This is a genomic window from Flavobacterium suaedae (assembly GCF_014642915.1).
GTDB lineage: Bacteria > Bacteroidota > Bacteroidia > Flavobacteriales > Flavobacteriaceae > Flavobacterium > Flavobacterium suaedae.
The window spans coordinates 203,087-218,925 of record NZ_BMJE01000001.1 but is presented as its reverse complement, the minus strand read 5'-3'; the positions used below and the strand labels follow the sequence as shown (position 1 = coordinate 218,925).

Annotated in this window: 11 protein-coding genes; 6 read left to right on the top strand and 5 right to left on the bottom strand. The window is 34.8% G+C overall.

Features of this window, described 5'->3' with window-relative positions:
* The first annotated feature begins 147 nt into the window (after window positions 1-147).
* Window positions 148-1,158 carry an aldo/keto reductase gene (locus tag IEW45_RS01025; RefSeq protein ID WP_188619363.1) on the top strand — a complete coding sequence of 337 codons (1,011 nt, stop codon included), beginning with the start codon at window positions 148-150 and terminating at the stop codon, window positions 1,156-1,158.
* Between the two features lie 58 nt (window positions 1,159-1,216).
* Here the strand turns inward: IEW45_RS01025 and IEW45_RS01020 are convergent, their stop codons facing one another.
* From IEW45_RS01020 to IEW45_RS01005, 4 genes are all read right to left on the bottom strand, one after another.
* A complete protein-coding gene (locus IEW45_RS01020) occupies window positions 1,217-1,429 on the bottom strand; it encodes a hypervirulence associated TUDOR domain-containing protein (protein WP_188619362.1) in 213 nt (70 codons plus the stop codon).
* 86 nt (window positions 1,430-1,515) lie between these two features.
* Complete coding sequence (locus IEW45_RS01015) at window positions 1,516-2,025, bottom strand: TlpA family protein disulfide reductase (protein WP_188619361.1); 510 nt, start codon at window positions 2,023-2,025, stop codon at window positions 1,516-1,518.
* Between the two features lie 22 nt (window positions 2,026-2,047).
* On the bottom strand, window positions 2,048-2,854 hold the full coding sequence (locus IEW45_RS01010) for a hypothetical protein (protein ID WP_188619360.1): 807 nt from the start codon (window positions 2,852-2,854) through the stop codon (window positions 2,048-2,050).
* 67 nt (window positions 2,855-2,921) lie between these two features.
* Window positions 2,922-3,551, bottom strand: coding sequence for a hypothetical protein (locus tag IEW45_RS01005; protein ID WP_188619359.1), 630 nt, complete (start codon window positions 3,549-3,551; stop codon window positions 2,922-2,924).
* A 290-nt stretch (window positions 3,552-3,841) separates the two neighbouring features.
* Here IEW45_RS01005 and uvrA point away from each other — a divergent pair, with 290 nt between their 5' ends.
* From uvrA to IEW45_RS00985, 4 genes are all read left to right on the top strand, one after another.
* Window positions 3,842-6,673 (top strand): excinuclease ABC subunit UvrA, encoded by a 2,832-nt coding sequence (gene uvrA, locus IEW45_RS01000; RefSeq protein ID WP_188619358.1) that lies wholly within the window; start codon window positions 3,842-3,844, stop codon window positions 6,671-6,673.
* A gap of 30 nt (window positions 6,674-6,703) precedes the next feature.
* Complete coding sequence (locus IEW45_RS00995; protein WP_188619357.1) at window positions 6,704-7,429, top strand: LOG family protein; 726 nt, start codon at window positions 6,704-6,706, stop codon at window positions 7,427-7,429.
* Between the two features lie 118 nt (window positions 7,430-7,547).
* Complete coding sequence (locus IEW45_RS00990; protein WP_229665864.1) at window positions 7,548-10,382, top strand: gluzincin family metallopeptidase; 2,835 nt, start codon at window positions 7,548-7,550, stop codon at window positions 10,380-10,382.
* A gap of 184 nt (window positions 10,383-10,566) precedes the next feature.
* Entirely contained in the window at window positions 10,567-12,972 is a 2,406-nt protein-coding gene (locus IEW45_RS00985) for an alpha-ketoacid dehydrogenase subunit alpha/beta (protein ID WP_188619356.1), read from the top strand.
* Between the two features lie 70 nt (window positions 12,973-13,042).
* Here IEW45_RS00985 and IEW45_RS00980 read toward each other — a convergent pair whose 3' ends face one another.
* Complete coding sequence (locus tag IEW45_RS00980; RefSeq protein WP_188619355.1) at window positions 13,043-14,395, bottom strand: NAD-dependent succinate-semialdehyde dehydrogenase; 1,353 nt, start codon at window positions 14,393-14,395, stop codon at window positions 13,043-13,045.
* Window positions 14,396-14,505: 110 nt separating this feature from the next.
* Between IEW45_RS00980 and IEW45_RS00975 the strand changes: the two genes are divergently transcribed.
* Window positions 14,506-15,765 (top strand): OmpA family protein, encoded by a 1,260-nt coding sequence (locus IEW45_RS00975; protein ID WP_188619354.1) that lies wholly within the window; start codon window positions 14,506-14,508, stop codon window positions 15,763-15,765.
* Window positions 15,766-15,839: the final 74 nt, after the last annotated feature.

Genomic DNA, 15,839 nt, shown 5'->3' with positions numbered 1-15,839 from the left:
CCTTCCTTAAGCTATTTTCGCTTTAACAAACTTTAACTAAAACTACAGTTCTATTGTTTGAATTTTGCAATTTTAAGTTTGATTCGCGCAACCTGATTAGCTCCATAATCTGTTAATTTTGTTGTAAACAAAATCAACAATACTACTATGAATTACAATTATTTAAGCAACACAGGGCTGCTTGTTTCGGAATTATGTTTCGGGACTATGACTTTTGGCGACAAAGGTATATGGAGCGCAATTGCAGGCGTTCAGCAAGACGGTGTTAACGAATTAATGAAAACAGTAATTGATTCGGGTATTAATTTTATTGATACTGCCAATATTTACTCTATGGGAGAGTCAGAAACACTGTTAGGGCAATCATTAAAAGATTTAGGTGTAAACCGAAATGATTTAGTTATTGCTACAAAAGTTAGAGGCACAATGGGTGAAGGACCAAATGAGCAAGGGCTTTCGCGCTACCATATATTCTACTCGGTTGATGAAAGCCTTAAGCGTTTACAACTGGACAATATTGATATATTATATGTTCACGGTGTAGACCCGCGTACTCCCGTTGAAGAAATAATGCGTACACTTAATGATGTAGTACAGTCAGGTAAAGTACGCTATGTAGCCGTTTGTAACTGGCCGGCATGGATGGTTATGAAAGCACAGGGAATAGCAGAAAAGAACGGCTGGCATAAATTTGTAGGTATGCAGTATTACTACTCGTTATCAGGCAGAGATATTGAACGTGAAATAATGCCCCTGGCACAAGACCAGAACTTAAGCATTATGCCTTGGAGCCCGTTAGCAGGAGGGTTCCTTTCAGGGAAATACACTCGCAATAATGAAAATGCAGAAGGCCGTCGTGCAAACTTTGACTTCCCTCCTGTTAATAAGGATAAAGGGTACGATATTATTGATATAATAACCCAAATAGGTAAACAAAAAAATGCATCGGCAGCACAAATAGCTTTAGCATGGGTACGAATGCAGCCGGGTATTAGCAGTACTATTATAGGAGCGAAAAACATTAACCAGTTAAACGACAACTTAAAATCTACAGAAATAGAACTAAGCAAAGAAGAACTGCAACGTATTGATGAAGTAAGCAAGTTAACGACCGAATACCCGCAATGGATGGTAGAACGCCAGGCATACGGGAGATAAAAACACTTTAATAAAAAAAGCATTTCATTATGAAATGCTTTTTTTATTATTATAGAAACTATTTCTTTTTTAATTCGTCATGCCCTTTTAAAACTTTATCGCCATCCTCTTGCTCTATAAGGTAAGCTGGGCTGTCTTCACTGGCGTTTCGGGTAACTTCAGTATCCTTAATAGTTTTTGTTATTTTTTGGGTATACACTTTTTTTATTTTTCCCGTACCTGTACCATTACCCCAATTCCATTCTACTGTATCAGTTTCTTTATAAGCCATAGTTATGTTTATTTAACTTTAAAGATAAAGAAGACATTTTTTTACTTGCGTTAAGACTTAATTAAAGTTCGCTTTAAGCTCAACAATTATCGCTTTACAGCTCTTTTAATTGCTTTATATAAAGAACGCATTCTTCCTTTACTATAACCAAAATCCTTTTTAATCATATTTCCTTCCTTATCGTAAAGAACAACAGTAGGGTAACCTTCTACTGTAATATTTAAATATTTATCAATATCTTTTTGAACTTTATATGTAGATGGATAATTCGTTTTTTTATATTCAAAATAAGCAACAATATCCTCTTTAAAATCAAATTTATTTATACCAATTATAACCAAATCATCTTTAAACTCTTTCTGTAACTTAATCAGTTCTGGCATAGCCTCTAAACATGGAGCGCAGCCTCTGTACCAAAAATCAAGTAATACTACTTTGCCTTTTAGTTCACTAAGATTTAACACCTCATCATTATGTAATTTTAATTCTAAATCAGGTAAACTTATTTCTTTTTCATTAGTTTGAGCATTACTACTGTTTAAACTAAAAATTACTATTAAAAAACAAAACACAATAATAGTATAGCTATTTTTCATAATTTATCCATTTTTAAAATTGCTATTCTTCACTCTTAAGTTTCTCCATTAAAGTACTATAACGCTCTTCTGCATTAATAGTTTCATTTTTATCAACTTTAAATTCATCTAATGAAATATCAGGGTTTATAGCTAAATAATCTACCTCATAATACCTATATTGAACCATAGTCTCCCACCACATATAAGAATAGTAAGCGATAGGTAAATAATCTGATTTCCTAATATAATGCTTTTCAACATTATCCTTTATACCATCTTGATCTTTAAAATTTATAGTCAGCAGATAAACAGGAGTACCATTTAATATATCTTCTGTGAGGGTGAAATTTTCAATTCTCCCTTCGTTTTCATCATTTAGCTTATACTTGTGTGGAGATTTCTCACGTGGCAGATATTCACTTAATAATAAATCCTTATAGCCCTCTACCACTGCATGTCTTACTCTTCTTCTTTTATATATCTGCGGTTCAACATCTTTAGTCAAAGAATCAACACTATGATACTTTAAAAAAGCCCTTTTTCCATCATATCGCCTATGCCCATAACTATTTTCTACCAATAAATCTACAATATTGTATGCTTTCATTTTATCTTTTGGTGCTATATAAAGTGAGCAAACAGCTATGGTATGAACAGTATCTCTACTTGACAGAAATTTCTTTTTATAATCTATTTTATAGACAACAGTATTGATATTAAGCAAAGACTCATCCATTTTTTGCAAGACTTTTAATGTCTCTTTTACAGGAAGTTGTGCATAATTACTATATGTGTTTAATAAAGTAAGTAAACATCCCATTTTAAGAAATAGGCATTTAATTTTCATAATTTTTAGTTGAAAAATGAAGTCCTAATATAGTAAAAACTATATTAGGACTTTAATAATTTAACTTCTAAATTCCTGCAGCTAGTTTAGTTAAAGTACTTACTAATTCAGGTAAACCAGGCGCAGGACCACTATTTAACCCATGCAAACATGAAGATGGCTTACCTTCCTCAGCAGCTCTATTGCAATCACACCCCTTTATTCTTCCCAAAAACCAACTTCTGTCAAACTGACACCAACTGCAATTTTTTGGAGTACATGAGTGTTTAGCAAAAGCTTGATATTCCGTTTCAGGGTTTGGAATAATTAATTTATCTCCTTCTATAGTTAAATCTGCTACTATACCCACCACCATAGAAGTAGATGCCTCTGTGGCAATAAGAGTTACGAATGCTTCATACTGATTTGTATCAGGATTTAACCCATATGCTAATTCGATGCTTTCAACATCAGTAAAAGTACCACTATCTACTAGTAAATCTTTTGCTTCTTTCTCATCATATAAAGCCACAGCAACACCGTTTTCAATTTTTGCTACCAGACCTCCTCTAACATCATCATTTGATTTATTCCAGACAGTTTTACTTGCTTCATTATTTTGGATATCACTATTATCTTCATTACTGCAGGAATATAAACCTACAGTTAATAATGCTACACTTAACAATCCTAATGTATAATACTTTATTTGTTTCATAATTAATTAGTTTTTTATTAAAAATTAAAAAAAATATCATTGTAGCTACAAAATGATAAAACAAACATATATCATATATTTATACAAAAAACAGGTAAAAACACTTGGCATCAATACTTTAACTATCTAATTTATTAAAAAGTAAAATTTAATGTTAAAATATCAAAAAATCACAACTTAAGTAAACTAATAGTATAATATTATATTTCTATTTTAACAATACATTGCAATTCACTTACCTCTTTATTCTCCATAAAAATCAGTAAATTTGCGTTTTGCACAAAAATGCTATGCTGAATAACGAAGATACGATTGAAGTGTTAGGCGCACGCGCCCACAACCTTAAAAATATAGATGTTACCATACCCCGCGAAAAACTCGTGGTAATTACCGGTCTTTCCGGTTCGGGAAAATCATCCTTAGCTTTCGATACCATTTACGCCGAAGGGCAACGCCGTTATATAGAAACTTTTTCGGCTTATGCGCGTCAGTTTTTGGGTGGGCTGGAACGCCCCGATGTAGATAAAATAGACGGGCTATCACCGGTTATTGCTATAGAACAAAAAACAACCAGTAAAAGCCCACGTTCTACCGTAGGAACTATCACCGAGATATATGACTTTTTGCGTCTGCTTTACGCCCGTGCTGCTGATGCCTACAGTTACGAAACAGGCGAAAAAATGGTAAGCTACAGCGACGACCAGATTCGTGATCTTATCATTGAAAAATTTAACGGTAAGCGCATTACTATACTGGCTCCTGTAATTCGTTCGCGAAAAGGACATTACCGTGAACTTTTCGAACAAATATCAAAACAAGGGTTTTTAAGAGTTCGTGTTGATGGCGAAATTCGTGAAATAGAAAGCGGAATGAAAGTTGACCGTTACAAAACCCACGATATAGAAACGGTTATAGACCGTATGGCTGTTGATACATCGGAGGATACAGAGAAGCGTTTAGCAGAAAGTATTAAAACTGCTATGTATCACGGGGATGATGTTATGATGGTGATTGAACATGAGACTAATGAAATGCGCTATTACAGCCGTAGCCTTATGTGCCCAACCACAGGAATATCGTACCCTAACCCTGAGCCGAATACATTTTCGTTTAACTCACCAAAAGGTGCTTGCCCAAATTGTAATGGTCTTGGTAAAGTAAACGAGATTAACCTTTCTAAAATAATACCCAACCCAAAACTTACTATTAAAAAAGGGGGATTTGCGCCACTGGGAGATTATAAAAACTCTTGGATATTTAAGCAAATTGAAGCTATTGGAGAGAAATTCGGGTTTAAACTGACTGACGCTATAGAGGATATTCCTGAAAAGGCAATGGATATGATTTTAAACGGTGGTAAAGAAAAGTTTACCGTATCATCTAAAACGCTTGGTGTTAGCAGGGAATACAAAATTGATTTTGAGGGTATAGCCAGCTTTATAAAAAATCAGTATAACGAAAACAGCAGTACCTCCATTAAACGCTGGGCAAAGGAGTTTATGGATGAGGTAGCTTGTCCCGAATGTAACGGCAGTAGATTAAGAAAAGAATCGCTTTACTTTAAAGTAAACGGTCTCAACATTGCTGAACTTGCCGAAATGGATATTACAGACTTGCACAACTGGTTTGACAATATTGATAAAGAACTTTCGGAAAAGCAAAAGGCTATAGCAACCGAAATTGTAAAGGAAATTAGCGCAAGACTCGGCTTTTTAGTAGATGTAGGGCTTACCTATCTATCATTAAACAGAAGTTCACGCTCGCTTTCGGGTGGTGAAGCACAACGTATAAGGTTGGCAACACAAATAGGTTCGCAATTGGTTGGAGTACTATATATATTAGATGAACCAAGTATAGGGTTACACCAACGTGATAATGAGAAATTAATTCACTCTTTAGAACAGTTAAGAGATATAGGGAATTCGGTTATTGTGGTAGAACACGATAAAGACATGATAGAATGTGCCGATTATGTTATTGATATAGGTCCTGCTGCGGGTCGATTTGGTGGGCAAATAGTTAGTAAAGGAACGCCAAAACAATTACTTAAAGAACATACACTTACCGCTGCTTACCTAAACGGTGAAAAAGAAATTGAAATACCTAAAAAACGCAGAGAGGGTAACGGACATATTATAAAACTAACCGGTGCTACAGGTAATAACCTAAAAAATGTATCGGTTGAGTTCCCATTAGGTAAACTAATATGTGTTACAGGTGTTTCAGGTAGCGGTAAGAGTACGCTGATCAATGAAACCCTCTACCCTATTTTAAACGCACACTTTTTTAATGCGGTTAAAAAACCACAGCCTTATAAAAGTATTAAAGGGCTGGAACATATTGATAAGGTTATTGATATTGACCAATCGCCTATTGGGCGTACACCACGCTCTAACCCTGCTACTTATACAGGTGTTTTCAGTGAAATACGCAGTTTATTTACACAAACACCCGAAGCTATGATTCGCGGGTACAAACCGGGTAGATTTAGTTTTAATGTGAAAGGCGGACGTTGTGAAACCTGTGAAGGTTCGGGACTTCGTGTTATTGAAATGAATTTCCTTCCCGATGTGTATGTAGAGTGCGAAACCTGCCAAGGAAAACGCTTTAACCGTGAAACGCTGGAAATTCGCTATAAAGGAAAATCTATATCGGATGTCTTGGAAATGACGGTAGACGAAGCTGTAGTATTCTTTGAAAACATCCCGAAAATATATCGTAAAATAAAAACCATACAAGATGTTGGTTTAGGTTATATTACGCTAGGACAACAAAGTACTACGCTTTCAGGAGGAGAAGCCCAGCGTATAAAACTCGCTTCGGAACTTTCTAAAAGAGATACCGGTAATACTTTTTATATTCTTGATGAGCCTACTACAGGGCTTCATTTTGAAGATATTAGAGTATTAATGGAAGTAATTAACAAGCTGGTTAATAAAGGGAACACAGTACTTATTATAGAGCATAACTTAGATGTTATTAAACTGGCTGATTATATAATTGATATTGGCTACGAAGGTGGTAAAGGCGGCGGGAAGCTTGTTGCAAAAGGAACACCGGAGGAAGTAGCAAAAGACAAAAAAAGTTATACCGCTAAATTTCTTAAAAAAGAACTATCTTAGCGTGTTTGTTCAATTGAAAAAAAATATTGCATGTCAACAGAAAAATATGAAAATGATGCCGAACGCATACAGGAAAGGTTAAAACAAAAAAGCTGGAATGAGATAAGAAGTAACGACTCTTGGGCTATTTTTAAAATAATGGCTGAATTTGTTAACGGTTACGAATCAATGGCTCGTATAGGACCTTCTGTTTCCATATTTGGTTCCGCACGTACAAAACCGGACGATAAATATTATTTACTTGCTGAAAAAATTGCTTATAAAATAGCTAAAGCCGGTTACGGTGTTATTACAGGTGGTGGTCCAGGTATTATGGAAGCCGGAAATAAAGGTGCGCACACAGGTGGCGGTCCATCTGTAGGGCTTAATATAGAGTTACCTTTCGAGCAGCATTTCAATCCGTATATCGATGCTAACAAAAACCTGAATTTTGATTACTTTTTTGTACGTAAAGTAATGTTTGTAAAGTATTCGCAAGGGTTTGTTGTAATGCCCGGAGGCTTTGGTACGCTTGATGAAATGTTTGAAGCCATTACACTTATACAGACCAAAAAAATAGCTAAATTCCCTATTATATTAGTTGGAAGAGAGTTTTGGAGCGGTCTTTTAGACTGGATAAAAAGTGTAATGATTGAAAAGTATTTCAATGCCAGCCCTGAAGATTTAAACCTTATTCAGGTTGTAGATACCGAAGATGAAGTGCTTGAAGCTATAGAAACATTCTATAAAAAATATAACCTTAGCCCTAACTTCTAGTAATGTATTTAGTAGCTATCAAGGCAACCTAAATGCAATAATTGCATCTTATTACAAGTTATTGGCGTTACTATTTAGTACAACTTTTGTTTTTCAAAACATTAAAAATCAAGGTTATTTGCGGAAATTTAATTTTATTACAAGGCTACTTTTCATTTTACTGTTATTTTCAGTAAACGCTAGTGGACAACATCTTAACAAATTATCTGTAGATGTTGACTATGATGCTAAAGTATTACATGTAAGACAGGAAATTACTTTCCATAACCAATCAAACGATACCTTAAACAGTTTTGTACTTAACGACTGGAATAATGCTTATTCTGATAAAAACAGTCCGCTTGCAAAACGATTTTCAGATGAATATGTCCGTGCTTTTCATTTAGCCAAAGATGAAGAGCGCGGTTATACTGATATAGCATCTGTAGTAGACCAAAACGGTCGTATGCTGGACTGGAGCAGATTTACAGAGCATCCTGATATTGTACGTATTCAGCTTAAAAATCCCATATACCCTAACCATAAATTCAGTTTTTATTTACGCTATCAGGTTAAAATACCCAGTAGCAGGTTTACAAAATTTGGGTATGATGATAATGGTAACTTTAATATAAGAAACTGGTACTTAGCTCCTGCCCGACTGGTTAATGGTGAGTTTACACTCTACAGTAATGAAAATCTTGATGATATTGCTAACGCTATTAGTGATTTTGAACTGTCTTTAACTGTACCTTCGGATATTTCGGTAATGTGTGACCTATACCTGGGTAACAAAATAGAAGAAGAAAACACTACAAAGTACTATTTTATAGGTAAACAGTTTAACACGTTTAGTTTAATCCTTGAAAAAGAAAAAACTTTTCAGACTTACAGAAACTCTGTTATTGAAGTAAACACTAACCTGAAAGAAAACAGAATTACAGAGATACAAAAAACGCTTATAATAGACCAGATAACTAAATTTGTTGATGAAAAGCTTGGGCGTTACCCTAATGGTAAAATTATAGTATCGCAAACTGATTATGAGCGTAATCCTGTATATGGGCTTAACCAGCTCCCTTCTTTTATAAGCCCTTTCCCAGACTCATTTAAATATGAAATGCGTTTTTTAAAAACGTACTTATATGCTAACCTCAAAAATGCCTTAAAACTCAACCCGCGTAAAGATGCATGGATATATGATGCCTTTCAGATTTATGTAATGATGGAGTATGTAAAAGAGTATCACCAAAATGAAAAAATGATGGGACAACTCTCTACCTGGGGTATTTTAAAAGGACATCATCTTTTTGAGATAGATTATAATGAAAAGTATAATTATTTATACCTGTTAATGGCTCGCAGAAACCTGGATCAGCCATTAAATATGCCAAAAGATGATTTAATAAAATTTAATGAACAAATAGCTAATAAATACCGTGCAGGGTTAAGTATAAACTACCTTGACAATTATACTAAAAACAATGTTGTAGCCGAGGGTTTAAAAGAGTTCTATAAATTAAACTCCGAAAAACAAGCGAGTAGAAAAGACTTTGAAAATATACTACAAAGTAAAACTGATAAAGACATTAGCTGGTTTTTTAATACTGTTATTGACACCCGAGATTTAATTGATTATAAATTTGGTCATGTTAAGCGAAAAGGTGACTCTTTAAGAGTTAAAGTTAAAAACCGTACGCATACTAATGTGCCAATATCCTTATATAGCATTAAAAATGATACAGTAGTATTTAAAAAGTGGCTTGAAAATGTAAAAACTGATACCACATTAACAATACATTCTTATGATGCTGACCGTTTGGTTTTAAACTATAATAATGAAATACCTGAGTTTAATTTAAGAAATAATTCAAAAACACTAGGTAACTGGCTACCTAACCGAAAGCCTTTTAAATTTACTTTTTTTCAGGATATAGAAGACCCGAGGTATAACCAACTGTTCTATGTGCCTAGCTTTGTATTTAACTTATACGATGGCTTCTCGCCCGGTATGCGTTTCCATAACAAATCATTATTAGCCAAGCCTTTTATATTTGATGTTTCGCCTACCTACTCCATGAATACAGGTACACTTATAGGTTCTTTTAACTTAACCTATAACAATTATATAAGGGAACAAGGACTTTACAATGTTAGGTATTCAATAGGTGGCTCAACATTTCACTACGCACCCGATGCCCGATATACCAAATTTGTACCTTCGGTATCATTCAGGATAAGGGATGAAGATTTCAGGAAAAACAAAAAGGAGTTCATTGTATTACGCCAAGTAATGGTAGAACGCGAAAAATCAAGATATGTAGCTACCGAAGAACAAAATGAAAATTATTCTGTTTTTAACCTGCGCTATAGCAAATACGAATCAGAAATAGTTAAACACTATAATTTTTATACTGATGTACAAATTTCAAAGTCATTTGGTAAACTATCAGGAGAAATACAATATAGGAGACTTTTTGATGATAACAGGCAAATAAACCTTCGTTTTTTTGCAGGTGCTTTTATGTACAGAAGCACAAGCTCAGAGTTTTTCAGTTTTGGACTAGACCGCCCAAGTGACTATATGTTTGATTATAACTACTACGGTCGCTCAGAATCAGATGGACTTTTCAGTCAACAGTATATAATGGCAGAAGGTGGCTTTAAATCTATTTTCGACACAAGGTTTGCAAACCAATGGATGACTACCGTAAATGCCAGTTTTAATATATGGAACTGGGTAGAAGTTTATGGCGATGTAGGTTTATTTAAAAATAAATACCGAGGGGCTAAATTTGTGTATGATAGTGGTATACGCTTAAACCTTTTACCTGATTACTTCGAATTATATTTCCCTGTATATTCGAGCAATGGTTTTGAGTTTAACGAAGGTAATTACAGTGAAAAAATACGCTTTGTAGTAACTATAAGCCCCGGTACGCTAATTAACCTGTTTACCCGAAAGTGGTTTTAGGGAGTATGTAATCAAAAAGCTAAAAAATACACATTTTCTATTTTTTGTTACATTTCGTTGGTTATTATCTACCAAAACCTTCAATATCAACCGTATTATTGAAAAAAATTAAATCAAAATCAGTTACGGCATTTCAAAATTTAATTCTTTTGTATAAATTTGTAGACATACAACCCGCTTTTATATGACAGAGACAGAGATTAAAAAATCGATTTCATTTGAAGATTTTAAAACCGAAGTACTTAACGATTATCAAATTGCTGTAGTAAGCAGAGAGTGTAGTCTTCTAGGACGACGTGAAGTACTAACCGGTAAAGCCAAGTTTGGAATTTTCGGAGATGGTAAAGAAGTTCCGCAACTTGCAATGGCAAAAGCGTTTAAAAACGGAGATTTTCGTTCCGGTTATTACCGTGACCAAACTTTTATGATGGCTATAGGCGAATTAACTATACAACAGTTTTTCGCAGGCTTATACGGCCATCCTGATATAGAAAACGATCCTATGTCCGGAGGTAGACAAATGGGCGGGCACTTTGCCACACACAGCCTTGATGAAAACGGAAACTGGAAAAACCTTACGCAACAGAAAAACTCAAGTGCCGATATTTCTCCTACAGCGGGACAAATGCCTCGTTTACTGGGATTAGCTCAGGCATCAAAAATATACCGCAACGTTAAAGAAATAAAAGCTGAAAACAACTTTTCAGTACAAGGTAACGAAGTAGCATGGGGTACTATAGGTAACGCCAGTACATCCGAAGGGTTGTTTTTCGAAACTATAAATGCGGCAGGAGTACTACAAGTACCTATGGTTATAAGTGTATGGGATGATGAATACGGTATCTCAGTACACGCACGTTACCAAACAACAAAAGAAAATATCTCTGAAATATTAAAAGGTTTTCAGCGTGATGAAGACAATAAGGGGTACGAAATAATAAAAGTAAAAGGTTGGGATTATGCTGAACTGGTAGCAGCTTATGAAAAAGCGTCTACTATAGCAAGAGAAGAGCATGTACCGGTATTAATGCACGTACATGAACTTACACAACCACAGGGGCACTCAACATCCGGTTCGCACGAGCGATACAAAAACGAAGAAAGACTTTCCTGGGAGAAAGAGTACGACTGTATTGCACAGATGAAAAAGTGGATGCTTGAAAACAATATTGCTAATGAAGAAGAACTGAAAGCTATTGATGACCAAGCGAAGAAAGATGTTCGCGATGGTAAAAAAGCAGCCTGGACAGCCTATACCGCTCCTATAAAAGCAGAAAAAAAGGAACTTGTTGATTTACTTAATGAAATAGCCGGCAATAGCCCTAATAAAGTATTTATAGAAAAGTTTGCTAACGAACTTGATGCTATAAAAGAGCCTATACGTAAAGAGCTATTGGTTACTGCAAGAAAAGTACTGAGACTTATAGTTGGGGAAGCAGGTAAAGGCAAACTGGCACAATGGATTAAAGATTATACTGCTAAAATTCAACCTAAATACAGTTCTCATTTATATTCAGAGTCTGAAAAGAATGCATTAAATATAGAAGGTGTTGCTCCTGAATATGATGAAAATGCAGAAAATGTTGATGGACGTGTAATAGTACGTGATAATTTTGATGCTCTTTTCGCAAAATATCCTGAAGCACTTGTTTTTGGTGAAGACTGCGGTAATATTGGTGATGTTAACCAAGGGCTTGAAGGTATGCAGGAAAAATACGGAGATTTCCGTGTTTGTGATGCCGGTATACGCGAAGCGACTATTTTAGGTCAAGGGATTGGTATGGCAATGCGTGGTTTACGCCCTATTGCTGAAATTCAGTATTTAGATTACTTATTATATGCTATACAAATAATGAGTGATGACCTTGCTACACTACAATACCGTACAGCAGGAAAGCAAAAAGCTCCGCTAATTATTAGAACACGTGGTCACAGACTGGAAGGTATATGGCATTCCGGTTCGCCAATGGGGATGATAATAAATGCGCTTAGAGGTATGCATGTTTTAGTACCTCGTGATATGACTAAAGCAGCAGGTTTCTATAATACACTTTTAGAAACTGATGAACCTGCTTTAATTATAGAATGCCTTAACGGTTACCGATTAAAAGAAAAAATGCCGACAAACATGGGCGAGTTTAAAACTCCGCTTGGCGTTGTTGAAACAATAAAAGAAGGTACTGATATTACTTTAGTTTCTTATGGCTCTACACTTCGTTTGGTAGAACAAGCTGCTAAAGAATTATTAGAAAAAGGCATTGATGCTGAAATTATAGATATCCAGTCTTTATTACCGTTTGATATTAACCATGACATCGTGAAAAGTGTAGCCAAAACAAACAGGTTATTGGTTATTGACGAAGATGTTCCTGGTGGTGCTTCTGCGTATATACTACAAAAAGTATTAGACGAGCAAAACGCATACAGGCACTTAGACAGCAAGCCTGAAACACTTACTGCTAAAGCACACCGCCCTGCTTATGGTACTGATGGGGACTACTTCTCTAAACCTTCGGCAGAAGATATTTATGAAAAGGTATACGCTATTATGCACGAATCTAATCCTGAACAATATCCAGAATTATATTAATTTAGAAATTATAAAAGAAAAGCCCTGCAATTGCAGGGCTTTTCTTTTATATGTGAATAATATTTAAGTCTTATTTAATGTAAACTGTTTTTACGTTTACAAACTCCTTTATTCCATTTTCAGCAAGTTCTCTTCCGTAACCGGATTTTTTCACTCCGCCAAATGGTAACGCAGGGTCTGATTTCACTAAAGCATTAATAAACACTGCTCCTTCATCAAACAGGTGTAGTTTCTCTTTTATTTCTTTTATATCTTCAGTAAATACCGTAACGCCTAAACCAAACTCAGTATCGTTACTAATCTCCACAGCTTCTTCAAAAGTTTTAAATGATATTACCGGAGCTACAGGACCAAAAACCTCTTCTTTAAACACAGGCATATCCTTAGTTACACCAGTAATTATAGTAGGTTCATAAAAAGCATCTTTACGCTTCCCTCCTATTACTACCTTGGCTCCCATTTCAACAGATTTGTTTACTTGCTCTTCTAGATCTTCTGCAAGGTCTATTCTTGCCAATGGTCCTATATAAGTATTTTCATCCATAGGATCACCGGAAACTAAATCTGCTACTTTTGCTTTATACTTATCTACAAAAGAGTCATATAAGCTTTCGTGAACTATAAAACGTTTCGCTGCAATACAGCTTTGTCCTGTATTTTGCATTCGGGCATTTACAGCTGTTTCTACAGCGTCATCAATATTGGCATCTTTACATATTACAAATGCATTACTGCCTCCAAGTTCTAAAACTGATTTTTTAATCAAATTAGCTGCTGCCGATGCTACCGATGCACCTGCCTTTTCACTTCCTGTTAATGATACGCCTTTAATTATAGGGCTATTAATAACATTTTCTACCTGTTTACCCGAAATAAGTAGGTTTTTATATACTCCTTGAGGAAAACCGGCATCTTTAAAAAGCTTTTCTAATAACTTTCCGCACCCTGCTACATTCGATGCATGTTTTACACAAACAGTGTTTCCTGCTATTATAGCTGGTATTGCAAAGCGGAAAACCTGCCAGTAAGGAAAATTCCAAGGCATTACACCCAAAATGACTCCTAAAGGTTCATGTGTGGTATAACTTTCACTTCCATCTGTAGTAATATTCTTTCCTGAAAGAAAATCTTCTGCGTTTTTTATATAATACTCACATAGCTTTCCGCACTTTTCTATCTCTGCTACAGACTGTTTTAGGGGTTTCCCCATCTCTAAAGTACACTGCTTTGTTAATATTTCTTTTTGATTTTCAAGCTCAAATATTAAATTTTTGATAAATTTTAGTCGGTCATCGACAGTTTTACTTTTCCATCCCATATATGCTTTCTGACATATTTCTACATCAGAAATGGCTTGTTCATCAGTAATATACTGATATTCAGACAAAAAAGTTTGATTAAAAGGGTTTGTAATTGAAAACATTTCTTACTTTTACATGGTTAATTACTTAAATATAACACGTATTTACTTAAATATAAAATTATTACATTTACACCGAAATTCAACATACCGATAACGTTAATCAATTATTTATGAAAAAACTCGTACTACCTTTATTATTAATTTGCCTCACATCAATGAATGCACAGGAAAAAAGTGCAAGCGACTATAATAAATGGTCAATTGATATTAATGGTGGTGTTAATAAGGCCGGTAACCCGATGTCTTTAGGCTATCACATGAATGCAAATAATTTATTTCATGCTGATTTAGGGTTTAGGTATATGTTTAACACTAAGTTTGGTTTAAAAATCCACGGAGGTTATGATGTATTAAACGATGATGGTGATAGTGATAACACTTTTGAATCTGAAGTAATAACAATAGGTTTCCAAGGATATGCTAACCTTGGCAGAATCATGGAATTCGAGTCGTGGACAAACAGATTAAATGTTTTAGGACACATGGGATTTGGTGTTTCTCAATTAACAGGAGACAGATTTGATGGTGAGGATCGCCTTGGTGATTTTTTAATAGGTATGGGAGTACAGTATAAAATTTCACGAAGACTTGCTCTTAATGCTGACTTTACTATGATGAATACATTCTCTCAACATAAAAACTGGGATGGTGGTGATTATGACAGACAAGGTCGTCAAGGATTTGATGGTACATTATACAATGCTACTATTGGTCTTTCAATTTACTTAGGAAAGCACGAACAACACGCTGACTGGTATATTGAGGACAAGTCTGACGAGTTATTAGATATAGAAGACAGACTTGGCGAAATGGAAACTATGCTTGATGACTCTGATAAAGATGGTATTCCTGATTATCTTGATGCTGAACCAAATACTATTACCGGAGTAGCTGTAGATAGTAAAGGTAGAACTATTGACAGAAATAATAATGGTGTACCTGATGAGTTAGAATCATACTTAGAACAAAAAAATAATGAGGTTAAGCAGAGTGTTGAACAAAGCGTTCAAACTATGAATGGTAATATTAAAGATCTTATTAATAGTGGTTATGTAAATGTATACTTTGATTTTAACAGAGATATGCCAAATCAAGAGTCTACAAACGGACTTAACTTCTTAATTACATATTTAAAAAACCATCCTGAAGTTAATGCTGACGTAATAGGTTATGCTGATGAGATTGGTAATACTGAATATAATAGACAACTATCCAGCAGAAGAGCTGAGAATGTAAAACAAATACTTGTAGATGCAGGTATTGATGGTTCGAGACTTAATATAGTTGGTAATGGTGAAGATACATCAGTAGATAAGAGCTCAAGATATGCACGTCAAACAGTAAGAAAAGTAACTTTCATACTGAAATAGTAATAACTTGTTGATAACTAAATATAGAAACCTCTGCTAGCCGCAGAGGTTTTTTTATATTTAAAATAAAAACC

Bases quoted from the DNA above. Each gene is read 5' to 3' on its own strand.
- IEW45_RS01025 (WP_188619363.1), top strand. From the start codon at position 148: ATGAATTACAATTATTTAAGCAACACAGGGCTGCTTGTTTCGGAATTA.
- IEW45_RS01020 (WP_188619362.1), bottom strand. From the start codon at position 1,429: ATGGCTTATAAAGAAACTGATACAGTAGAATGGAATTGGGGTAATGGT.
- IEW45_RS01015 (WP_188619361.1), bottom strand. From the start codon at position 2,025: ATGAAAAATAGCTATACTATTATTGTGTTTTGTTTTTTAATAGTAATT.
- IEW45_RS01010 (WP_188619360.1), bottom strand. From the start codon at position 2,854: ATGAAAATTAAATGCCTATTTCTTAAAATGGGATGTTTACTTACTTTA.
- IEW45_RS01005 (WP_188619359.1), bottom strand. From the start codon at position 3,551: ATGAAACAAATAAAGTATTATACATTAGGATTGTTAAGTGTAGCATTA.
- uvrA (WP_188619358.1), top strand. From the start codon at position 3,842: ATGCTGAATAACGAAGATACGATTGAAGTGTTAGGCGCACGCGCCCAC.
- IEW45_RS00995 (WP_188619357.1), top strand. From the start codon at position 6,704: ATGTCAACAGAAAAATATGAAAATGATGCCGAACGCATACAGGAAAGG.
- IEW45_RS00985 (WP_188619356.1), top strand. From the start codon at position 10,567: ATGACAGAGACAGAGATTAAAAAATCGATTTCATTTGAAGATTTTAAA.
- IEW45_RS00980 (WP_188619355.1), bottom strand. From the start codon at position 14,395: ATGTTTTCAATTACAAACCCTTTTAATCAAACTTTTTTGTCTGAATAT.
- IEW45_RS00975 (WP_188619354.1), top strand. From the start codon at position 14,506: ATGAAAAAACTCGTACTACCTTTATTATTAATTTGCCTCACATCAATG.